Below are 21,234 nucleotides of genomic sequence, written 5' to 3'. Positions count from 1 at the left end.
CCGCGGTTTTTCATTCTAGCGTGGCTCCGGCCGGCTATCATTTATGCGATCCCTTCGCGTGATCCGCCGCCAGGTCACAGGGGGCAGGGCGGACTTTGCCCCTGATCGCCGGAAAGCGTCGCGCGACCCTGTGCACGCCACGGCCTTGCTATGCTGCACATGATCGAGGACGGCGAAGACGGGCATGTTGTGTTCCGTCAGGAGGAGAGCTTCGCCGGTGTCCCGCTGTGGGTGTCCGGCGCTGCGATAAGGAAGGTCGAGGCGAAGCTCGACGAGCTCGGAAACGCTCTGAAGGCCCGGTGCGAAGCTGACCGCGCTGAAGCGGCTGGCTGATCACGACGCCGACTCGGACGAGCCTGCGCGATCTACTCGGCTTCGACAACGCCGACCTCGCCGACGGCGGCAGCCAGCGGCTGGCCGACGCGATAATCGCGCACGGTGACCGGGGGGCGATCTCCCCAGCGTCGACAGCCGGTCCCGCTGAGCTGTTCGCGATCACAGCGACCCGCACGCCGTCGGTCTTCGCTCAGAGCTAGGGACCCGGTCCGACCGGCGACGCTGGAACGATCTGTCGCTTATGTCCTGAGGCCCCACATGACAGTTGGTGGCACTTCTCACCCTGCCGTCGAAAGACCCGTCCCCTTACCTCAGGCCCCCGCCAACCGTCACCAAGGTCATGACCCGCAGCATCTAGACTCGCGACCGTGGGTTCACAAGGACGAAGCCGCATCTACGAGATCGGCGAGGAGAGTCGTCGCCGCATTCTGGACGCTGCCGAAGAGCTGTTCGCCGAACGCGGTTTCGACCGCACGTCCTTCGTGGACGTCGCGGAACGCTCCGGCATCAGCCGTGGATCCATCCCGTGGCACTTCAAGAACAAGGAGGGTCTGGTGATGGCCGTTGTGGAACGCGCCATCAACCGGCACGTCCCACCGGACCGCTACCAGACCGTGCCGCCACTCGCCGAGTTGTTCGACGACGTCGCGTCGTTGGCCGAGGACGCCAATCTGCCGCTGCTGTTCATGATCCTGGCCAAGGCGCTCAGCGGTTCCCGGGCCGTCCGCACCCAGTACCAGGAGTTCCTCGGCCGTCGTCGCGAAGGCTTCGAGGACTGGTTGCGCGCGCAACGCCCGAAGGACGCGGACCCCGAGACGGCCACAAAACAGGAGCGGGCCTTCGCGGTGGCGCTCAATGGAGCGCTCCTCGGCATCCACCTTCAGTCGCTCGTCGACCCCGACAGCTTCGACCTGCCTGAGGTCCTGCGGTCGCTGGCGAACGTGTTCGACGGCAACCTCACCAGTATCTGGCTCACACCGCCGGCCTCGGCGACCACTCAGCGCGCGGACACGAAGACCCTTGACAGGAACCCGGACGACACCTCCGACTGAGCGGACAGGCGCTTCCCGCTAAGCCACAGCAGCCGTGGACCGGAAACGGACCGCGATTTCGCGGTTGTGGCATCGGACATCGAATACTCCTTACCTGGCTCTTTCATGGGTTGTTACATCCGGAGCGGGCCTGGCGGGCCGCCGCAGCATCGCACCGCCCGCGTGCAGTCCGGCGGACGCGATCACCGCGAACAACGGGAAGGAAACCGGGTTGAACTCCGTCACGTCCTCGCCGGTAAGGAAGACGCGGAAGCAGACAACGGTCATGGCGGCGAGTAGCCCGCCGACGGCTCCGCGCAGGGCGGCCGACCGTCGGCGCCGGTGCTCGAGTCCGGCGAGGACGGCGCCGAGCGCACCGAGAGCCTGCCACGTCCACCAGGCAGGTGCCGTCCATTTCAGGGTAAGGGCGGCCACGACGCCGAACACGATCGGGATGACGAGCAGCGAGACGACCTGCCGCACACGGGAAAATTCGGCGAACAGCAGCGGAGCGCGGATCGAGCGTTCATCATGGCTTGCAAAGGGTTTCTGCTTCTGGTTTTCGGGCATGGATCTCCTTCGCGTCCAGTGGCCGGAGGTGGCCTGTCGGTCGAGCGTTCGAAGGCCGCCGGGTTTGCCGGAAACCGGTGTCAGGCAATGGGTCAGGCCGAGCGCGTCGTCGCGCCTGACGCTGTGGTGGTCGTTGCCCGCGCCGTCTCGCACCGGGCTGTCGATGAGCTCCTCAAGGCTCGGCCGAGCAGAAGTAAATCAGAGTGAACAAGTCTCGGTCAACCAACATAGGCAGCCGCTCGAACCCGCGGCGGCGAGATCGCCAGAAGTGCGCTATGCTGATTAACATAGGCTCAGTTGATCGTTAAGTTCGTGTTGTGTATCCATCGAAGGAAAGGTAGTCCTGTGCGGGAATGGAAAGGTTCGGTCGCCTTCATCACCGGCGGTGGCCAGGGCATTGGCCTGGGTATCGCACGCTCGCTGGCGAAGCGTGGCGTGCGCCTCGCCCTGACCGACATCAACGAGGCAGCGTTGACCTCCGGCAAGGAGGAGTTGTCGCGCCTGACGGACGTCGAAATCTTTCGGCTGGACGTGCGTGACCGCACGGGATACGCGTCGATCGCCGATCGGGCCGAGTCGAAGCTCGGCCCCGTCGACCTATTGTTCAACAACGCCGGCATCGCGCCGTCCTCGTCGGTGCCGACGCTGAACTACGAAAAGTGGGATCTGACGCTCGACATCAATCTCCACGGCGTGGTCAACGGGCTCCAGACCTTTTTGCCGCGCATGATCGAACGCGGTGAGGGCGGCTACGTCGTGAACACCGCGTCGGGAGCCGGTCTGGTCGCCGGCCCGAACGTGCTGTACACGACCAGCAAGTTCGCGGTGGTCGGGCTTTCGGAGTCCCTGAAGCTGGCGGTGAGCGAGTACGGCATCGACGTGAGCGTGCTCTGCCCCGCCTACGTCGACACCAACATTCTTGAAAACACCAAGTCCGTGGGCGCGGGCCAATCCATCGCCCTGCCGGAAGACGTCCGCGAAGAGACCGAGGCGTACTTCAAATCGGGCGTGAACATCGATGACGTCGGCGAAATGGTCGTCGCCGGCATGGAAGCACGGGCAACCTGGATCTACACCGACGGCTTCATCCGGCGGTTCCTGGAAATGCGGATGAACAGCCTTCTCGAATCCGTACCCGCCCCGGCCCCCGAAGAGGTCGCTTGACCTGGTCGTCCGGGCGTGGTCAGCGCCCAGCGACAGCGCATGCCTGACCCGCGTGGGGCGGTTCTGGTCACGGGTCAGGGATACGCGCTGGTGGCCGGCACGGTAGCTCACCTGGGACGGCGGCACACGGCCGGTACCGCCCGCGGATTTCCCCATCGGCGAAAGACTCGTTTCAAGTTCTCACCCCTGCGGCAAATATTCCGTCCGAGGTGCTTCGCGCCGCTCGGCCGGGTTGTGCCGCGCCGCGCTCATGGATAGGGTCCCCCCGAGGTAATTCGAAAATGGAGGACATGTTGCGCGGGGTCAAAAAATTGGCGAAGTTTTCCGCGATCCTGACCACGGGGGTCGTGGGCGCGATTTTCCTTCTGCCGGCGGGAAACGCGTATGCGATAGACAGGGTCGACTGTGGGCGGGCGGGCGCCGTGCACATCTCGGGGCACACCGTCTTCGGTTTGATCACGCACTCTTTTGAAGATTGCTGGGTAAACCATGGGACACATAGCTATGCCCAGCCTAACGACCAGGACGTCTACCTCGAAAAGGTTTCCACGGGAGACTTCTCTGTTTCCCTGCATGACTGCAACAGTGATCAGCCTACGCTCAACTTCGGTCCGTCGACCGTTTATACTCGTCCCAACAATCCCATGTGCCTTGACCACATCGACATCAACTGAGCCCATCCCGGCCGACGAAATCGGCCCAGTCACCCCGGGCCAGGACGTGGTCAGCGCTCGGCGGTAGCGCGGCGGGACCGGGCGTACTCGCTCGGCGTCTGCCCGTACTGACGCTTGAACGAGCGGGTGAAGTGGCTGCTGTCGGCGAACTGCCAGCGGGCGGCGATTTCCGAAATGGTCCGGACGGTCGTCGCGGGGCCGGCCAGTTCGAGGCGGGCCTGTTCCAGCCTGCGGCGGCGGATGTGGTCGGCGATCGAGTCGCCGGCCACGGCGGTGGCCCGCTGCAGCGTCCGGAGCGAGACGTTGAGCTCGCGAGCCACCGAGGACGGTGAGAGGCCGGGATCGGTCAGCCTGCCCTCGATCAGATCCTTCGCCGCTTGGGCCAGCGCGGGTGCGAGTCGTGGTTCGTGGTCGTCGAACCCCTGACCCGCCAGGCCCTTCGCGAGTTCGACCAGCGCGTCGCGGGAGGCCCGTACTCCCGCGGGAGTCAGCTCACCCAGCGTGGCCTCGAGCATTCCGGCGTGGGCCAGCAGCACACGCACCTCGGGCGAGTCGGCCGGCCCGACGAGGTGCCGCTCGCGGAGCAGCGGCCGGAGCACCGGGCCGGGCAGGATCAGCACGGTCGCCGTCGTGCGCGGCTTCACCAGGAACCGGGCGGTGCCGGTGGCGCGGACGATGAAGTGGCCGGCCGGCACGCTGACCTCGCCGCCGCGGGGTCCGGCGAACTGCCACGCGCCGCGCCGCAGGACGTGGATGAGCACCCGGTCTTCGTCCTGGCCGCCGCCGGCCCGGGTGTGGCCGGCCATCGACTCGCTGTAGAGGTCGGCGATGACCGTGTCGGCCACCTTGGAGGCGCGCACGCTGACCCGGAAGTCGCCGGTGTCGCCGGTGTCGAAGGCCGGCAAGGGGAACGCGCCGCCCACCTGGGTGTCCCAGCCCCGGCGGAAGTCGTCGAACCCCCGTCGCGGGGTTTGCGGCACGGTGACGTCGACGGTGAAGCTCCGGCCCGGGGCGCGGGGGGTGGCACTGGTCATCTGGCGCTGAAGTTCCATCCGGATGTCGTGATGGTCCAAGCCTAGTGGGTGCGCGAATTCCTAGAGTCGGCTCCTCCAAGGAAAGGACGAGCTGTGACGAACGACGATCCGGCCGCGGACGCCGCCGCCGTGATGGACCTGCTGGCGGGCGGTGTCATCGCGCAGGTGCTGCACGCACTGGTCGCACTGCGCGTGCCCGAGCACCTGGCCCAGGGCGCGGCGACCGCGGAGGAGGTGGCCCGGCAGGCGGGCAGTCACCCGCAGGCGACCTACCGGCTGCTGCGCGCCGCCGCCTCGCTCGGCCTGCTCGGCTATCAGGGCGAGCAGCGTTTCGCCCTCACCGGACCCGGCCGCCTGCTGTGCGACGGGATGCCGGGATCCTTGCGGTCACTGGTGCTCGTGCAGACCGGGCACGCGCATTGGCAGTCACTGGCGCGGTTCCCCGATGCCGTGCGCCAAGGGGTCTCCCAGGCGTCCGCCGCCCTCGGCGCGGACGTCTTCGAATACTTCGCGCGACCGGAGAATGCCGCGGAGGCGGCCTTGTTCTCTCGCTCGATGGCGGACATCTCCGGGCTGGTCACGCAGGGCGCGGTGGCCGCGCTCGACACCACCGGAGTGTCCACTGTGGTCGATGTCGGTGGTGCGGAGGGCCAGTTCGTCCTGGCGCTGCTGGCCGCCGACCCCCGATTGCGCGGCCAGGTGCTCGACCTGCCGCACGTCGCCCCCGCGGCCGAGCGGGAAGCCGCAGGCCGGGGTATGGCCGACCGCTTCTCGGCATTGGGGGGCGACTTCTTCACCGAGGTCCCGCCGGCGGATCTCTATCTGCTCAAGACCGTCCTGCACGACTGGGACGACGACCAGTGCCGCACCATTCTGCGCAACTGCCGCTCCGCCGCGCACGAGGGCACGCGGGCACTGGTCGTCGAGATGGTCGTCGGCGAGATCGGCAAGCCCGACTTCGCCACCATCTCCGACATGAGCATGCTCACGATGACCCACGGCATGGAACGAGACCTCGGCGAGTTCGACGCGTTGTTCGCCGCCACCGGCTGGCGGCGCACCAAGACCTACCCGGTGGGGGCCGGCTACCAAGGCCTCGAACTCGTGGCCGCCTGAGCGGAAACCGCACTACCAATCTTGCCGAATGCAGCCGGAGACAAGGAGATCGGACCTTCATGAAAATCGGCATCGGACTGCCCAACCAGGTGCGCAACGTGCGCCCCTCCGTCATTCCCGCCTGGGCCCGCGAAGCCGACGATGCCGGTTTCGCCAGTCTGGGCACGGTCGGCCGCAATGCCTATCCCGGTGTCGCCGACACGGTCGCGCTCGCCGCTGCCGCGGCCGTGACGAGCCGCGCCGAACTGATCAGCGGCGTGTTGATCGGCCCCGCGTGGCCGGCGCCGTTGCTGGCCAAGGAACTCGCCGGCATCGACGGCGTGTCCGGTGGCCGGCTGACCGTCGGGTTCGGTGTCGGTCAGCGTGAGGACGATTTCCTCGCCGAGGGCTACGGTCCGCGTGGGCGAGGCGCGCGGTTCGACGGTGACCTCGAACGGTTCCGGAAGATCTGGCGGGGCGCGCCCGTAGGCGGTGGCCCGAACGCGGCCGTGCCGGTGGGTGGCCGGCAGTTGCCCATGCTGTTCGGCGCGTTCGCGCCGGCCGCGATGGACCGGATGGCCCGCTGGGGTCAGGGCTATGTCGGCGGCTCGCTGCCCGCGTCGTTCGTCGCCCCGGCCTTCGAGGCGGCTCGGGACGCCTGGGCGCGGGCCGGTCGCGAGGGTGCGCCGCGCATGGTGGCGCTGGCGTACTTCGCCCTTGGTGACGGTGAGGCGGGCAAGCGTAACGTCCACGACTACTACAGCGCTTCCGGAGCGGAAATCGCCGGCGCGGTCGTCAACGGAGTGTGCGATTCGCCGGTGAAGGTGAAGGAGGCGATCACCTCGTTCGCCGACATCGGCGCGACGGACATCATCTTCAACACCGGCACCGACGATCTCGACGAGGTAAGGCGTCTCGCCGAGATCGTGCTCTGAGCCTACTGACCGGCGGCGGCTGCCGGCGAGCCGTTGGGGGAGGGGCACAGGTTCACCTCCTGTCGTCCCGGCGACCAAGAGGGTTTTCGCAGGTCAGGGCCTGCGAAAACCCTCTTTTTGATCTTGTGGTCGCTCCGTGGTAGACGGCAAACGATTGCGACAACAGTGTCGATGAGCGCGCCTCCGGTCTCCTGTATTGATCACAAAATGGCAGCTCTCGACGCCCATCCGACCGGGAGCGGAAAGCTGCCGGGCCGTGTTCGAAACTTCAACCATGGGAAGCTGTCTCTCCATCGAGGTCAGAGCGGTCAAGGTGACGCTAGCAAAAGTACGCAAACGATTGCAACGGCCGGAGCTGAGCCTGAACCCGAGGGCGTCTCCGAAAAGCGAGGACGACTCAGGCGCTCATCCGGCGGCTGCCGTCACGCGCGGGGGCGGCGGCCGAAGCGCGGATCACCAGTTCCGGTTCCAGTTGAACGGTGTTGGGCGGTTCGTTGGTCTGGTCGAGTTGGTCGAGCATCATCGCCGCGACCCGTCGTCCCAGGGCATTGCTGGGAAGTCGCACGGTGGTCAGCGGTGGCGTCAGGTGCTCGGTCAGCGGGGCGTCGTTGTAACCGACGATCGATACGTCATCGGGGCAGCGCAGTCCCGCTTCGCCGAGTGCTTCCAGCGCCCCGATGGCCATCAGATCGTTCTGCGCGAAGATCGCGGTCGGCCGGTCCACGTCGGCTGCCAGCAGCGCCGCCGCCAGTCGCTTGCCTTCGGCGGTGGTCGGTTCACCGGCACGGCCGTGGGTGACGACCTCGGTGCATCCGTGTTCCGCGATCACTTCCTGGAAACCGCGTGAGCGACCCGCGAACGACGACACGTCGTCGGGGCCACGGAGTTGCGCCAACCGCTGATGACCCAGGTTGACCAGGTATTCGGTCACCAGTCGCGCGCCGAGGATGTCGTCGTGCGTGACCGTGTGGTGGCCGCCGCCGCTGACCCGCCGCACGGCAAGGACCACCGGCAACGACTGTTCCAAAGTGGAGATGAAATCGCCGTCGCCGACATGGGCGGCGCTGATGACGATGCCATCGACGCGGCGCGCGATGAGTTGCTCGCAGACCCGGCGGAACGTCTCGGGATCCTCATGTGTCTCGGAGACGGCGATCATGTAGCCGCGCGGGCCGAGTACTTCGTCAAGGCCGCGCAGCATCGGGGGCAGGAACGGGTTGCCCAGATCGGCCACGACGGCCCCGATCATGCCGGTGCTGCCCTTGCGCAGGCTTCGGGCCAGGACGTTGACCCGGTAGCCCAGTTCGCCGGCGGCGGCTTCAACCCGTTGACGGGTCTCGGCATTGACCAGATGGCGGCGCTTCGGATCAAGGGCCCTTGACGCGGTGCCGACATGAACGCCGGCCCGAACGGCGACGTCCTTGAGCGTGACGTCCGGCATGCGCCTCCCTCGACATGGCAGACCGCGGACCGCGCGGCCTCCATCACTGTACGCGGTCTGCAACTGTTTGCACAGAACTCTCCTGTTCCGGGAGCGGCTTCGCTACCGAGTCCTTGACGGAATTCCCCGTACCGCCCTAGCCTCCTATTGGCAATCGATTGCAATTGCGGTTCGCCCGCGGCCTGATCTCCGATCCGGCCGCGCCGTTGGGCGGGGTCAAGCAGAGTGGGCTTGGCCGCGACGGCATCCACGAATTCCTGGAAACCAAGTACATCGCCGTCGAGTGGTGGGAGGGAGGCAATCGTGCGCGCAGCAGTGTTCTATGGCCGCGGCGACGTCCGTGTGGAGGAGGTCCCGGATGCCGAAGCGGGACCCGGGGAGCTGCTGTTGAAGGTGTCCGCGGTCGGCATCTGCGGAACCGACGCCCATGAGTTCGACTCGGGCCCGCACCTGTTCCCGATCGATCACGCTCATCCCGTCTCCGGGCATGTCGGCCCGATGATCCCCGGCCACGAACTGGCCGGCATCGTCGAGGACAAGGGCGCCGGCGTCGAAGGATTCGAACCGGGCGCGCTCGTGGTGTCCGGCGCGGGCATTTCCTGCGGCGAGTGCTTCTGGTGCGAACGCGCGATGACCAATCTGTGCCGGCAGTACTCGACCCTGGGCCTGAACCGGAACGGGGCGCTGGCCCAGTACGTCGCGGTGCCGGCGTCGACGTGCATCGACGCTTCCGGACTCGGCATCACGGTCGATACCGCCGCGCTGGCGCAGCCGATGTCGATCGCGGTCCACGCGATGCGGCGCGGTCGCCTGGCACCTGGCGAATCAGCGGTCATCCTCGGCGCCGGTGGTATCGGCGCGTTTCTGACCTACGCGGCCGCCGACCTCTGCGGCAGTGTCGTGGTCTCCGACCTCGACGCCGGGCGACTGCGGATCGCCCGTGCCCTGGGAGCCACTCACACGGTGCGGGCCGGGGGCCAGGGCAGCGTCGAGGATGTGCTGGCCGCCAACGACATCATTCCGTCGGTCATCTACGAAGTCTCCGGCAGCGCGGCGGGATTCGAGCAGGCGTCAAGCCTGGCGACGCGCGGCACGCGGCTGGTCATGGTCGGCTTACAGCACGGCCCTCGGGAGATCGATGTTCGCGACGTTTCTCTCCGCGAGGTCGAGCTGATCGGCACGAGCGCCCACGTCTGCGGACTCGATCTGCCCGAAGCGTTGCGGCTCTTGGCCTCCCGCGAGGGCGGATGGACCGATGTCGCACCGGTGGCGCTCTCGCTCGGCGAACTGGTCGAAGAGGGCCTGCGGCCGCTGGCCGAGCGACGCGGTACCCGAATCAAAACCTTGGTCGACCCATGGGCGGCCGAGACCCGGAAGACGGTGGCGTCATGAGGAACCCGAAGAAGGTCGCGTTCCTGGGCCTGGGTCGCATGGGCCTGCCGATGGCGGCCAACATCGCCGGGGCCGGGTTTCCCGTCGTCGTCTACAACCCCACCCGCGGCACCGCCGAGGACTTCGCCGCCGCGACCGAGGGGGTCACGGTGGCCGGCAGCCCGCGTGAAGCTGCCGTCGGCGCGGACATCGTCGTCACAATGCTCGCGGACGAGCCGGCCCTGCGCGCCGTCTACGAGGGTCCGCAAGGCCTGCTGGCCGGCTGGTCGCCGGACAAGGTGGCACTCGACATGGGCACCACCGGACCCGCGGGCACCGCCTGGCTGGCCCAGGCCGTCCGGGTGGTTGGGGGAACCGCCGTCGATTCCCCCGTGTCGGGGTCGGTGAAGGCCGCGGAAACAGCCGGGCTCACCCTCATGGTCGGGGGCCCCGCCGACGTCGTCGAGGAACTGCGTCCGCTGCTGCGATCGATGAGCGCCACGATCTACCACCTGGGAGATTCCGGTGCCGGCGCGGTCATGAAACTCGCGGTGAACAACGTGATCTACGCGCTCGGACAGGCGGTGTCGGAGTCGCTGGTGCTGGCCGAACGCTCCGGCATCGACCGGGCCGAGGCCTACGAGGTGTTCTGTAACAGTGCGATCGCCGCGCCGATGGTCAAGTACCGCCGGGACAACTACGCCAGTCCCGATACCTCGATCACCCAGTTCGCCTTGACCCTGGCGGCCAAGGACCTGAGGCTGATCACCGCATTGGCCGACGAGGTCGGTGCGCCGATGCCCCAGGCCGCGGTCAATCTCGACACCGCGGTGCGTGCGATCGACCAGGGCCTCGGAGACCGTGACATGGCCGCGGTGGCGGTCTACCTGCGCGATCGGACACCGCCTCAGGCTTTCTCCTGATGGCCCGTCAGCACAAATCGACCCGGCCACTGGTCCTCGATCTCCGAAATGCGGTGCTGAATGCGCCAGCGTCCGTCGGCACCCCGCTTCATCGTGTCCAGATACCGGCTGAGGCCCCAGATGAACGACTTCTCGCCGTCTCCCGCGTCGAAACGGAACATGTAGCTCACGACGTCGGCGGTGTCGCCGCGCAGTTCGATGTGCGGGTTGAGCGCGAGGTGCTTGTGACAGAGGTCAGGAGCGTGTGAGTGGCGGCTCGCGAAATCGAGCGTGCCCTCGCGGCCTTCCCAGCGATGGACCGAACCGTCCGGTCGCCGGTTTTCCCGCACCGCGTCATCGGTGAAGCAGTCCACCAGTCGATCGAAGTCGCCGTAGTCGAGGGCCTGGCCATACTGCGTCAGCAGGTCGATGATCGCGTTTCGGTCCTCCAGCGCCTGCACGCGCGCCCCGCTGTCGCCGGTGGCGATGCAATCGTTTGCAACTTGCCACACGCGCGAAGGAGAACGCAATACGAGGCCCGCGCACGGATACCGCACGGAGAACACAAGGTGGAACCAGCGCGCCGGCCGCACGCGAGCCGTGGACTTCGATACGGCGGCTAGGCTTTCGCTCGCGGGACCAACCTCTCGAGCTGTGTCACGTGCGTGGGCGCGAGTTCATCGAGGGTCGTGACGCCGAGCAACTTCATCGTGCGCTCGATCTGGTCGCGCAGAATGGAGATCATGCGGTCGACGCCTTCGCGGCCGCCGGCCATGAGTCCGTAAAGGTAGGCGCGGCCCACGAGAGTGAACTTCGCGCCGAGAGCGATCGAGGCGACGATGTCCGCGCCCGACATGATGCCGGTGTCGATCGCGATCGCGGTGTCCTTGCCGACCTCGCGGACCACCTCCGGCAGGAGGTGGAACGGGACCGGTGCGCGGTCGAGCTGGCGGCCGCCGTGGTTCGACAGCACGATGCCGTCGACGCCGAGGTCGACGAGCTTCTTCGCGTCGGCGAGGTTCTGCACGCCCTTGACGACGATCTTGCCGGGAAACAGCTCGCGGATGACTGTGAGGTCGTCGAAGGAGATCGTCGGGTCCATGGCGGCGTTGAGCAGTTCGCCGACCGTGCCGCCGGTCGAGGTCAGCGATGCGAACTCGAGCTTGGGCGTGGTCAGGAAGTCCCACCACCACCAGGGCCGCGGGATCGCGTTGGCGATCGTGCCGAGGGTCAGCTGCGGCGGGATCGAGAAGCCGTTGCGCTTGTCGCGCAGGCGTGCGCCCGCGACGGGAGTGTCGACGGTGAAGAACAGCGTGTCGAAGCCGGCCCTGGCGGCACGCCTCGTGAGGTCGTAGGAGATTTCCCGCTCGCGCATGACGTAGAGCTGGAACCAGTTGCGGCCTTTGGGGTTGGCCTCCTTGACCTTCTCGATCGACGTCGTGCCGAGCGTGGAGAGCGTGAACGGGATGCCGGCGGCGGCCGCGGCCGTGGCGCCGGCGATTTCGCCCTCGGTCTGCATGAGCCGGGTGAAGCCGGTCGGCGCGATCGCGAACGGCAAGGCCGACGGGCCGCCGAAGATCTCCGTCGACGTGTCGACGGTGTCGGGCAGGCCGCGCAGGATCGAGGGGCTGAACTCGACGTCGAGGAAGGCCTGGCGTGCGCGGGCCAGCGAGATCTCGTCGTCGGCGGAGCCGTCCGTGTAGTCGAACGCGGCCTTGGGGGTGCGGCGCTTCGCGATCGCGCGGAGGTCGTTGATCGTGAGCGCCGCGTCCAGCCGGCGCTTTTTGGCGTTGAACTCCGGCTTTTTGAACTTCATCAGTTCGAGTAGTTCGCGCGGCTTGGGAGCCTGACGGGTCACCATGGTGTGCCTTTCGGGAGGATTCAGGATTCGACGTGCGCGAGCAGCCGGTCGCGACTGACCGCGATGTGCTCGGCCGTGAGATGGGCCGCGCGATCGGAATCGCCGGCGAGAATGGCGTCGAGGATGCCCTGGTGCTGTTCCGCGACATCCTCGGCGCTGAGCAGGTGGGCGGCCTGCACCTGTCCGATGCAGAGTTCGACCTCGCCCATGATGAGCGCGTGCATGCGGGCGAGCCGCGAACTGGACTGGCCGGCGACGAGCGCGCGATGGAACGCGATGTCCTGGTGGGCGAAGTCGGCGCCGGCCTCGATCAGGGCGCGATGGGCGGCGAGTGCGGCCGCGGGGATGCCCTCGATCCGGGCGACCGCGGCACACTCGACGACGGCGCGGCTGTCGTAGATGTCGGCGATCTCGGCCGCGGCGAGTTCGGGCACGCGCGCGGCCTTGTGTGTCTCCCGGCGCAACAGCCCCTCGGTGACGAGGCGCGCGATCGCGACCTTCGCGGTCTGGCGGGCGACGCCGAACCGCGCGGCGACCGTGGACTCGGTCACTGTCGAGCCGGGCGGGACCTCCTGCGCGATGATGCGCGACCGCAGGTCCTCATAGATCGCCTCGGGGAGTATGCCCGCGTGTTGCTTCGCTGCCATCGCGTCCCCGTCCTGTCCGGCGATTGGTTGACAATGTAGCAGATTGTCAACCAATCGCCGAAGAGAGCATCGTGGACTCGTGGCTGGTCAGGAGCACTCCGGTACGGATCGGTTATCCGGAAGACGCGGGAGCGACACGGCAGTTGTGCCCTCTCGGTTTTAGGGGGTTGCGGACGTGCCACGGGGGTGGGACGCGGAGGAGTCCTTGCTTTGGATCTCGGCGGCGGCGCGCCGCAACTCGGCGAGAATGGTCCGGACGGCTCGTCGCGCGGTGCGTTCTGGTCGGTGGAGGACGTCGATGTGGCGTCGGGCGTGGACTGTGCCCAGCGGCCGCAGGACGACATTCGGGTGGTCGCGGACCGTCCAGCGTGGCATCAGCGCCAGGCCGGCGCCGGCGGCCACGGCCTCGGCGGCTACGGAGAATTCGTCGATGCGGTGGGCGATGTCGAGGCTGCGGCCGGCGACACAGGCGATGGCTTCGATGGTGGACATGAGCGGGAAACCGTCGTGGACGGTGATCCACGGCTGGTCGGCCACGTCATGGGGCGACAGCAGCGTTTTCGAGGCCAGCGGGTGGCCGGTCGGCAGAGCGACATCGAGAGGCTCTCGCAGCAGGGTGCCGGCGGCGACGGTGCGAGGCCAGGGCGGACTGTGGGCGAGCCGGTGGGCGAGAACCAGGTCGTAGTCACGGGTGAGGATGGGGAAGCGGTCCTGCGCGACGTCTTCGTCGGCGAGAGCCAGGCGCGGGTGTCCCGGCCCGGCGAGGTTGCGCAGCAGCAGGGGAAAGAACGCAGAGGCCGCGCTGTGGAACGCCGCAAGCGAGACGTCGCCGTCGGGTTGTTCGGCGAAGTCGGTGATGGTGTGTCGTGCCCGGGCCAGAGCCGTCTCCACCTCGATGGCCGCACGGGCCAGGGCTTGCCCGGGCTCGGTCAGCACCACCCGGCGCCCGGCGCGTTCGGTGAGCGGGATGGGGATCGAGCGCTGCAACAGGCGTAACTGCTGGGAGATCGCGGAAGGCGTCACGTGCAGTGCCTCGGCGACCGCACTCACACTGCCCAGTTCTCCCAGTTCGCGCAGGATCCGAAGCTGTCGCTCGTCCACGCCGATAGTGTAGGGCTACTACAACTTCGCTTTAGACGTTGGTTGTTGTCTACAAGATGCTGATGGCGCAGCGTAGGGATATGCCCGTTGCACGCCGTACCGATGTTGTCCTGTTCCTCACCGCCCTGGTCTGGGGTTCCAGCTATTTGGTGGCCAAAACAGCCACCGGCGCGCTCGCCGTGACCACCGTGCTCTTCGCCCGGTACGCGATTTCCGCGCTCGCCTGCGGAGCGGCGGTCGTCTTCCGTCGCCGGGCGCGCCGCTGGACCCGTGCGGAGGTCCGCGTGGGGTCGCTGTTGGGGGTCACGCAGGCAGCCGTTCTGGCACTGGAGACTTATGGGGTCGCGCACACCAGCGCCGCGAACGCCGGGTTGATCATCAGCCTGACCATTGTGCTGACGCCGCTGCTGGACCGGACCGCGACAAGCCGCAGACTGCCCTGGACCTTCTTCGTCGCCGCCGGCCTGTGCGTGCTGGCCGTCGGGTTGCTCACCTCCAGCACCGGACTGCACGCACTACGGCTCGGCGACGCCCTGGTGCTCGCCGCCGCGGTCGTACGAGCCGGGCATCTCGCGCTCGTCGGACGGCTCACCGCGCGCCGCTCCATGGACCCGTTCCGCCTGACGATCGTGCAGACCGTCGTCGGTTCGGCGTTGTTCTTGGTGCCCGCCCTCGTTTACCTGCCCGGCTTGGCCCGCAGCAGTGCCTCCACCTGGTCGGAGCTGATCTATCTCGCCCTGTTCTGCGGCTTGTTCGCCTTCCTCGCCCAGACCTGGGCCGTGCAACGCACCTCCGCCAGCCGGGCCAGCCTGCTGCTGGGCACCGAACCGATCTGGGCCGTCGCGATCGGAGTCATTCTCGGAGGCGAACGGCTCACCGTGTGGGCCTCCATCGGCGCCGTGCTCTTGATCGCCGGCACATACTGGGGCCAGGCCATCGAACGCACCCACCGCACCACCACCGCCGCAACCATGGAAGACGACCCGACGACGCGCACCCCGGCACCTACCGGCGTCTGATCGGCCCATCGGCACCACACGGGATTTCTACCCGTGCGCCAGCTGTCCGTCAGCTTATTTTGACGACTTGTTGTCGTCAACATAAGCTGACGGCATGGAGAGTGTGCGGTGATTCTCGAAATTGCCCGGTGACGACATGATCGAACAGGCGGACGCGTCGCGGCGCTGGAAACTCGAGCGTGGCGTGTGGTGGTTGCTGGGAACGGCGCTGGTGGCCTGGGCGGGTAGTTGGCGAGTCATCTATCTGGAAGTGACCCCGCTGGCATCACATGAACTCACGCCTCCGCTTCACCCCACCGCCCGTTCCGCCCGGCGCCCCACCTCCGCACGCCGGGTTACCGGTGATCATGGCGCTCACCGTCGCCGGTATCGCACCACTGCTGACCGTGGTGGCCGTGGCTTGGGCGGCCATGCGCATCTCAGCGCGGAGATCCGGGAAGGGCTGAACTGATGCCGGGGCATGAATGTGGTGGCGAGTGACCTGCTCACCGAGGGGCTCGCGATCGGAATTTTGCGGCAGTATCTCAAACACTTCCGTGAATTTGATTTGGTGGAACGAGTTGACCAGCTCCAAAATTCTGAGAATGAACAACAAGTCGGAGAAATGCGGCAGAACCGCGAAGCCCTGGATGGGAAGAAGGGCAGGTGCCAGAGCCCGTCGAAGGCCGGGTTCGAGTCGCGCCGTTGGGTGAGCAGGACGTTTTCGTTGTCGTCGACGAGGACGCCGGGGGCAGGGAGTCGTGGTCCGCCCATTGCCGCATCCGCTCGGGTGTCCAGTGGGCCAGCGCCGCGGCGCGGTCGGCCTCGCTCACGCGGGTGATCACGGGGCCGTCGTCGGCCGCGGTCGCGCGGGCGGCCACCATCACGGCCGTGGTGGCCGCGGCGGCCAGCAGGGCGATGGCCCGGGACACGGCGCGGCGCCGGTTCGGCGAAGTCGTGCGCATGCGCCGTGGACGCCCGATCGCGGGCGGGGTTGCCGTGGTGGGTGGTATCGGACGTGTCCGCCGAGCGGGCGGTCCAGCGCGGCCGGCCGAATCAACGCCTGAGGGGGAGCGACCGGTGGGTTCCACGTGGCGGAAGGATCATTGCCATCACGATTGCCGCTAATTATTTTAAAACTGATCAGAGTTTCCCGGATCGTTCCCGATCGAAGCCCTCGCCATCATCCCGGTCGCCGGTTTCGGCGTCACTCGCTGAGCAGCAAAAGGAGCGCTGGTGAACGAAGTCCGGTTCGTCGACACGACATTTCGCGACGGCTCGCAGAGCCTGTGGGCGATGGGCATCCGGCACGGGATGATGGAGGCGCTGGGCGGCGATCTCGACCGCGCCGGTTTCGACGTCATCGAGGTGCCGGCGAACCCGATCTTCTTCAAGAAGATGGTGCGGGACCTGCGCGAGGACCCGTGGGAGACCATGCGCATGCTCGCCCGCACCATCACCCGCACGCCGAAAACGTGCATGGGCGGCGCGGGCGGCAACCTCAACAGCTTCGGCACGCCGACCCCGCCGGTGCTCGGTGAACTGTTCTCGCGGCAACTCGCCGAGATCGGTGTGCTGAACCGCGCCCAGCTTTCGGCCAACACCGCCGACCAACTGTCCCGGCAGCTTCCGACGGCCGTGCCGTTCGCTCGTGAGCTGGGCCTGAAGGTCGCAATCGCGGTCTGCTACACGATTTCCCCGCGCCACACCGACGAGCACTTCGCCCAGGTGACCCGCCGGTGCGCGGCCTTGCGGCCGGACGTCATCTACATCAAGGACGCGGGTGGGCTGCTCACCGTCGACCGCATCCGCAACCTGCTGCCCGTGGTGCTGGCCGAGGCCGGTGACATCCCGGTGGAGTTGCACTCGCACTGCATCACCGGGCTCGCGCCCCTGGTCTACCTGGCGGCGCTGGAGCTCGGGGTTCGCACGGTGCACTGCGGCGTGCCGCCGCTGGCCGACGGCTCGGCGCAGCCGTCAGTGCTCGACGTGGCCCGCAACGCCCGCGTCATGGGGCTCACCCCGACGGTGGACGAGGAACTGCTCAGGTCCGTTTCGCAGCGGCTCGAAGGGTTCGCCCGGCAGGACGGACTTCCCCTGGGCGCCCCGCTGCGGCACGACCTGAACCACTACCGCCACCAGATCCCCGGTGGCGTCATCTCGAACCTGCGTCACCAGCTCGCGGAGATCCGGATGGACCACCGCATCGACGAGGTGCTCGAGGAGTGTGTGCAGATCCGGGAGGACCTCGGTTACCCGATCATGATCACGCCCTACTCGCAGTACGTGGCCACCCAGGCGGCCATCAACGTCGCCTCCGGGGAGCGGTACGGGGTGGTGATCGACGAACTCGTCCGCTTCGCGCAGGGTCGCTACGGCGAGGACTCCGGCTACACCTGGATGGACCAGAACCTGCGGGACCGGTTCCTCTCGCTGCCCCGGGCGAAGGAGCTGGAGGTGCTCGACCGGCGGCCGTCCGCGGACCTGACGCTGCAGGAGGCCCGGCAGGTGTTCGGCGCTCCCGGACTCTCCGACGAGGAGATGATCCTGCGAGCGATCATGCAGGGCACCACCGAGATCGACCGGATGCGGGCCGCCGGCCCACCGCGGCGGTACTCCTCGGCCGGCCTGCCCCTGGTCGAACTGGTCGAGCGCCTGCGCGACACCTCCTCCATCCGGTATGTCCGGGTCCAGCGCGGGCCGGACTCGGTCGTCGTCCGCCAGTAACCGCCTTGAACGCCGGTAATCGCCTCGAAGTTGGGAGTTGACATGAGCGAAGCCCTGAACGGGGGCGCCCTGGACGACACGACGGTCGAGCAGGTGGTCCGGCTCGTCGAGAGCCTGGACCGTTCGACGTTCGACTTCCTGGAGGTTCAGGTCGGCGAGCTCAAAGTGACGATCGGCAAGGGCGAGCCGCCGGCGTCCGCTCCGGCCGCCCTGACGGTGCCCGCCCAGGCCCCGGTCGTCGCCACCGCCGCGGCTGTCCCCGCGGAGGCCCCGCCCCAGCAAGCCCAACCGGCCGCCGTCCCGAGCCCGTCGGCTCCCGGTCTCCTGGAGATCACCGCGCCGACGATGGGGATTTTCTATGCCCAGCCCGAGCCCGGGAAACCGCCCTTCGTGACGGTCGGCGCCGTCGTCGAGGAGACCACGACGGTGGCGTTGGTCGAGGTCATGAAGACCTTCCACGCCGTGCCGGCCGGGGTGCGGGGCACGGTCGCGGAGGTCTGCGTGTCCGACGCCCAACTCGTGGAGTTCGGCGCGGTCCTGTTCCGGGTCCGGCCGGAAGGCCTTGAATGAGCGTGTCGCGGGTCCTCGTCGCCAACCGTGGTGAGATCGCCGTCCGGGTCCTGAATGCCTGTCACGAACTCGGGTTCGAGACCGTGCTGGCCGTGTCCGACGCGGACCGCGAGAGTCTGCCGGCCCGCATGGCCGACCGCACGGTGTGCATCGGCCCGGCCCGGCCCGCGGACAGCTATCTCAACGTCGGGGCGGTCATCACCGCCGCCGTCGGCACCGGATGCGACGCGCTGCACCCCGGCTACGGCTTCCTGGCCGAGTCGCCCGCGCTGGCCGAAGGCTGCGCCGCGGCCGGGATCGTGTTCGTCGGGCCGGGGCCCGAACACCTGCGGCGGATGGGGGACAAGATCCGTGCCCGGCAGCTCGCTCGCGAGCTGGGGGTGCCCACGCTGCCGGGCAGCGAGCGCATCGAGTCGGTCGACGAGGCCGTCGAACTCGCCCTGCGGATCGGCCTGCCGGTGATCGTCAAGGCGTCGGCCGGCGGTGGCGGCCGCGGCATGAAGGTCGTCACGGACGTGGCCGATCTGCCGACCGTGCTCGCCGCCGCGGCCGCCGAGGCGCAGGCCGCGTTCGGCGACTCCACCCTCTACCTCGAACGGTTCGTGGCCGACGCCCGCCATGTCGAGGTGCAACTGCTCGGTGACCGCCACGGCCACGTCGTCCACGTCGGCGAGCGGGACTGCTCGCTGCAGCGGCGCAACCAGAAGGTCGTCGAGGAGGCCCCCGCGCCCGGGATCCCGGAGCCGGTACGGGAGGAGATCCGCGCGGCCGCCGTCAAGCTCGCGGCGAGCCTGCGCTACGAGAACGCCGGCACGGTGGAGTTCCTCTACGACGCGAACACTCACGAGTTCTACTTCCTGGAGATGAACACCCGTATCCAGGTGGAGCACCCGGTCAGCGAGATGATCAGCGGGATCGACCTCGTCGGAGAACAGTTCCGGGTCGCCGCGGGTGAGCCGCTGCGGTTCGGCCAGGACGATCTCACCTTCCGGGGCCACGCGATCGAGTGCCGGATCACCGCCGAGGTCGCGGCGGAGGGGTTCCGTCCCAACGCGGGCCGGATCACCCGCTGGCAGCCGCCCGCCGGGCCGAACGTGCGGCTCGACACGCACGCCTACGAGGGTTACCTCGTGCCGATTCACTACGACTCGCTGCTGGCCAAGCTCGTCGTCTACGGCTCGACCCGCGAGGAGGCGGTGCAGCGGATGCGCCGGTCGTTGCGCCGGTTCGTCGTCGAGGGTGTCGACACCACAGTGGACTTCCTGGAGTTCCTCGTGAGCCGCCCCGAGTTCGCCGCGGGCGCCGTCACCACCCATCTGATCGCGGACGTGCTGGACGACTTCGTTCCCGTGCCGGTGGCGGCCTCGTAACCGGTTTCCGGGTCGCCTGACGCCGCTACCAGCGCATACGCTGGTGTGGTTCGACGCCACCGACCGGAAGTGAACGCGGAGGATTTCGTCATGCCCTATGCCGTGGACTTCGGCACCGTGTCGACCATCGGCCTGGAGTCGTCACCCGTCGCGGACGCGCTGGCCGGCCTGCGGGCGAACGAGGCCCGGTACTTCAAGAACAAGTACGGCCACGTCTTCACCGTCGAAGCCGCGAGCGACGCCACGCCGACCATCGACTGGGTGCACCGGATCCTCGAGGAGGAGCGCGGCATCGTCATCTCCGCTCGCCCGCTCGAGGCGACCGAGTTCGAGGTCGAGAACATCCGGATGGCTTACGTCTTCTATGAAAACGGTCTGTCGGTCAACGTGATGTACGCCCTCGGCGACTCCGGGAAACGGGCGGTCGGGTTCAAGCTCTCCGACGGGATGGAAATCCCCGAGGAACTCTCCTCGTTCAAGTTCGCCCGGCAGAAGTCGAAGCTGGCCGGGACCATCCGCGGCTCCTACTTCGTGATCAAGAACGAGCACTGATCTCGGGGACCGGCGGGCCGAACCGGCGTCGCTGACTGGCTGTGCTGTGCCGATCGTTACCAACCCGACCACAGCCACGGCGGAAACGGGTCTCCGCAAGCGGTTCGGTTGCGGACCGTATCCGCCTCCTTTTGGTCGGATTGGTAACAGGGACCGTGCGCGTTACGATCCCGCACCCGGTACAGCGATCAAGCCAAGGAGACCCAGTGGCCGAGTCCGACAGTAAGGCCAACGGGCGCTTGGGGCTGGCCTCGCAGGTCGTCATCGCGCTGACCGGAGTCGCCACAGTCGTCGCGAACATCGTGCTGACGACCCGCTCCCTCAACCTCACAAAACAGGTGCAGGACGAGCAGAGACAGGTCGTCAAGGTCGACTCGACCATGGCCAGCTGGTCGGCGGCACCCGATCCTCAACAGGCAGGCAGGGTCATCGTCAGCATCGACTACGCCCTGCAGAACGTGGGAGACAAGCCGATTCGCGGTTGCGGTACCTACTACGAGCCGGTTGCGGCGGACCTGACACCCGTCAAGTACTGGCCGTCGATCATGGAGCCCGGCGGTATCCAGTGGACCCTCGACTCCGGCATCACCCATGAGACGACCGACAAGATTTCGTTCGACCGGTCGTCCGAAGGGGACGAAATGCTCGTCGAGCTCTGGTTCGAATGTGTCTATCCCAAGGTGGTCAGCCGCTCGACCTTCCTGAGACTCGACCTCGCTGCCGCTACGGTGACGATGGCCGACCTGGACCGGACCAAACCGCTGGATTCCTACGACAGATACAGCATCGTGGAACGCGCGGACGGTCGCACCCCTCATCCGCGCCCCAACTAGGGAACCGGATGGCATGCTGGCT

The 21,234-nt window shown here is 67.7% G+C and carries 23 protein-coding genes; 16 read left to right on the top strand and 7 right to left on the bottom strand.

Going from position 1 to position 21,234, the window contains the following annotated elements:
• The first annotated feature begins 159 nt into the window (after positions 1-159).
• Together ACFSXZ_RS36055 and ACFSXZ_RS36050 are read left to right on the top strand one after the other, a co-directional pair.
• Positions 160-333, top strand: a complete 174-nt coding sequence (locus ACFSXZ_RS36055) for a hypothetical protein (protein WP_378270523.1) — start codon at positions 160-162, stop codon at positions 331-333.
• Positions 334-704: 371 nt separating this feature from the next.
• A complete protein-coding gene (locus ACFSXZ_RS36050; RefSeq protein WP_378270521.1) occupies positions 705-1,388 on the top strand; it encodes a TetR/AcrR family transcriptional regulator in 684 nt (227 codons plus the stop codon).
• 90 nt (positions 1,389-1,478) lie between these two features.
• On the opposite strand, the gene ACFSXZ_RS36045 is transcribed toward ACFSXZ_RS36050, so the two are convergent.
• Complete coding sequence (locus ACFSXZ_RS36045) at positions 1,479-1,937, bottom strand: hypothetical protein (protein ID WP_378270520.1); 459 nt, start codon at positions 1,935-1,937, stop codon at positions 1,479-1,481.
• Positions 1,938-2,282: 345 nt separating this feature from the next.
• On the opposite strand from ACFSXZ_RS36045, the gene ACFSXZ_RS36040 reads away from it, so the two are divergent.
• On the top strand, positions 2,283-3,101 hold the full coding sequence (locus tag ACFSXZ_RS36040; RefSeq protein ID WP_378270519.1) for an SDR family oxidoreductase: 819 nt from the start codon (positions 2,283-2,285) through the stop codon (positions 3,099-3,101).
• A 281-nt stretch (positions 3,102-3,382) separates the two neighbouring features.
• A complete protein-coding gene (locus ACFSXZ_RS36035; RefSeq protein ID WP_378270518.1) occupies positions 3,383-3,775 on the top strand; it encodes a hypothetical protein in 393 nt (130 codons plus the stop codon).
• A 50-nt stretch (positions 3,776-3,825) separates the two neighbouring features.
• Here the strand turns inward: ACFSXZ_RS36035 and ACFSXZ_RS36030 are convergent, their stop codons facing one another.
• Positions 3,826-4,809: a helix-turn-helix domain-containing protein gene (locus ACFSXZ_RS36030; RefSeq protein ID WP_378270517.1), complete on the bottom strand. Its 984-nt coding sequence runs from the start codon at positions 4,807-4,809 to the stop codon at positions 3,826-3,828.
• A 93-nt stretch (positions 4,810-4,902) separates the two neighbouring features.
• On the opposite strand from ACFSXZ_RS36030, the gene ACFSXZ_RS36025 reads away from it, so the two are divergent.
• Together ACFSXZ_RS36025 and ACFSXZ_RS36020 are read left to right on the top strand one after the other, a co-directional pair.
• Positions 4,903-5,925, top strand: a complete 1,023-nt coding sequence (locus tag ACFSXZ_RS36025) for a methyltransferase (protein WP_378270515.1) — start codon at positions 4,903-4,905, stop codon at positions 5,923-5,925.
• Positions 5,926-5,984: 59 nt separating this feature from the next.
• Complete coding sequence (locus ACFSXZ_RS36020; RefSeq protein ID WP_378270514.1) at positions 5,985-6,839, top strand: LLM class flavin-dependent oxidoreductase; 855 nt, start codon at positions 5,985-5,987, stop codon at positions 6,837-6,839.
• A 397-nt stretch (positions 6,840-7,236) separates the two neighbouring features.
• Here ACFSXZ_RS36020 and ACFSXZ_RS36015 read toward each other — a convergent pair whose 3' ends face one another.
• Positions 7,237-8,280, bottom strand: a complete 1,044-nt coding sequence (locus tag ACFSXZ_RS36015; protein WP_378270512.1) for a LacI family DNA-binding transcriptional regulator — start codon at positions 8,278-8,280, stop codon at positions 7,237-7,239.
• A gap of 303 nt (positions 8,281-8,583) precedes the next feature.
• Here ACFSXZ_RS36015 and ACFSXZ_RS36010 point away from each other — a divergent pair, with 303 nt between their 5' ends.
• Both ACFSXZ_RS36010 and ACFSXZ_RS36005 read left to right on the top strand, forming a co-directional pair.
• Positions 8,584-9,672 carry an alcohol dehydrogenase catalytic domain-containing protein gene (locus ACFSXZ_RS36010; RefSeq protein ID WP_378270511.1) on the top strand — a complete coding sequence of 363 codons (1,089 nt, stop codon included), beginning with the start codon at positions 8,584-8,586 and terminating at the stop codon, positions 9,670-9,672.
• Positions 9,669-10,574, top strand: a complete 906-nt coding sequence (locus ACFSXZ_RS36005) for an NAD(P)-dependent oxidoreductase (protein WP_378270510.1) — start codon at positions 9,669-9,671, stop codon at positions 10,572-10,574. The genes ACFSXZ_RS36010 and ACFSXZ_RS36005 overlap by 4 nt, the downstream gene beginning before the upstream one ends.
• On the opposite strand, the gene ACFSXZ_RS36000 is transcribed toward ACFSXZ_RS36005, so the two are convergent.
• From ACFSXZ_RS36000 to ACFSXZ_RS35985, 4 genes are all read right to left on the bottom strand, one after another.
• Complete coding sequence (locus ACFSXZ_RS36000) at positions 10,559-11,146, bottom strand: nuclear transport factor 2 family protein (RefSeq protein ID WP_378270509.1); 588 nt, start codon at positions 11,144-11,146, stop codon at positions 10,559-10,561. The two genes, ACFSXZ_RS36005 and ACFSXZ_RS36000, sit on opposite strands and share 16 nt — an antisense overlap.
• 26 nt (positions 11,147-11,172) lie before the next feature.
• Complete coding sequence (locus tag ACFSXZ_RS35995; RefSeq protein ID WP_378270508.1) at positions 11,173-12,414, bottom strand: alpha-hydroxy acid oxidase; 1,242 nt, start codon at positions 12,412-12,414, stop codon at positions 11,173-11,175.
• Between the two features lie 20 nt (positions 12,415-12,434).
• A complete protein-coding gene (locus ACFSXZ_RS35990; RefSeq protein WP_378270506.1) occupies positions 12,435-13,061 on the bottom strand; it encodes a GntR family transcriptional regulator in 627 nt (208 codons plus the stop codon).
• Between the two features lie 159 nt (positions 13,062-13,220).
• Complete coding sequence (locus ACFSXZ_RS35985) at positions 13,221-14,162, bottom strand: LysR family transcriptional regulator (RefSeq protein ID WP_378270504.1); 942 nt, start codon at positions 14,160-14,162, stop codon at positions 13,221-13,223.
• Between the two features lie 80 nt (positions 14,163-14,242).
• On the opposite strand from ACFSXZ_RS35985, the gene ACFSXZ_RS35980 reads away from it, so the two are divergent.
• The 8 genes from ACFSXZ_RS35980 (at position 14,243) to ACFSXZ_RS35945 (ending at position 21,212) form a co-directional block, all read left to right on the top strand.
• Positions 14,243-15,181, top strand: coding sequence for a DMT family transporter (locus ACFSXZ_RS35980; protein ID WP_378270503.1), 939 nt, complete (start codon positions 14,243-14,245; stop codon positions 15,179-15,181).
• A 136-nt stretch (positions 15,182-15,317) separates the two neighbouring features.
• Positions 15,318-15,632: a hypothetical protein gene (locus ACFSXZ_RS35975; protein ID WP_378270502.1), complete on the top strand. Its 315-nt coding sequence runs from the start codon at positions 15,318-15,320 to the stop codon at positions 15,630-15,632.
• Between the two features lie 194 nt (positions 15,633-15,826).
• Entirely contained in the window at positions 15,827-16,288 is a 462-nt protein-coding gene (locus ACFSXZ_RS35970; protein WP_378270501.1) for a hypothetical protein, read from the top strand.
• Positions 16,289-16,396: 108 nt separating this feature from the next.
• Positions 16,397-17,887, top strand: coding sequence for a hypothetical protein (locus ACFSXZ_RS35965; RefSeq protein ID WP_378270499.1), 1,491 nt, complete (start codon positions 16,397-16,399; stop codon positions 17,885-17,887).
• A gap of 42 nt (positions 17,888-17,929) precedes the next feature.
• A complete protein-coding gene (locus tag ACFSXZ_RS35960; RefSeq protein ID WP_378270497.1) occupies positions 17,930-18,457 on the top strand; it encodes an acetyl-CoA carboxylase biotin carboxyl carrier protein in 528 nt (175 codons plus the stop codon).
• Entirely contained in the window at positions 18,454-19,827 is a 1,374-nt protein-coding gene (locus ACFSXZ_RS35955; protein ID WP_378270495.1) for an acetyl-CoA carboxylase biotin carboxylase subunit, read from the top strand. Before ACFSXZ_RS35960 ends, ACFSXZ_RS35955 begins: the two co-directional genes overlap by 4 nt.
• Before the next feature lie 90 nt (positions 19,828-19,917).
• Positions 19,918-20,379: a phage tail protein gene (locus tag ACFSXZ_RS35950; RefSeq protein WP_378270738.1), complete on the top strand. Its 462-nt coding sequence runs from the start codon at positions 19,918-19,920 to the stop codon at positions 20,377-20,379.
• A 206-nt stretch (positions 20,380-20,585) separates the two neighbouring features.
• Positions 20,586-21,212, top strand: a complete 627-nt coding sequence (locus ACFSXZ_RS35945) for a hypothetical protein (protein WP_378270494.1) — start codon at positions 20,586-20,588, stop codon at positions 21,210-21,212.
• The last annotated feature ends 22 nt before the right edge of the window (positions 21,213-21,234 follow it).

The sequence above is a fragment of the Amycolatopsis pigmentata genome, from assembly GCF_042684065.1.
Classification (GTDB): Bacteria; Actinomycetota; Actinomycetes; order Mycobacteriales; family Pseudonocardiaceae; genus Amycolatopsis_E; species Amycolatopsis_E pigmentata.
This window is presented reverse-complemented; position numbering and strand designations above follow the sequence as displayed.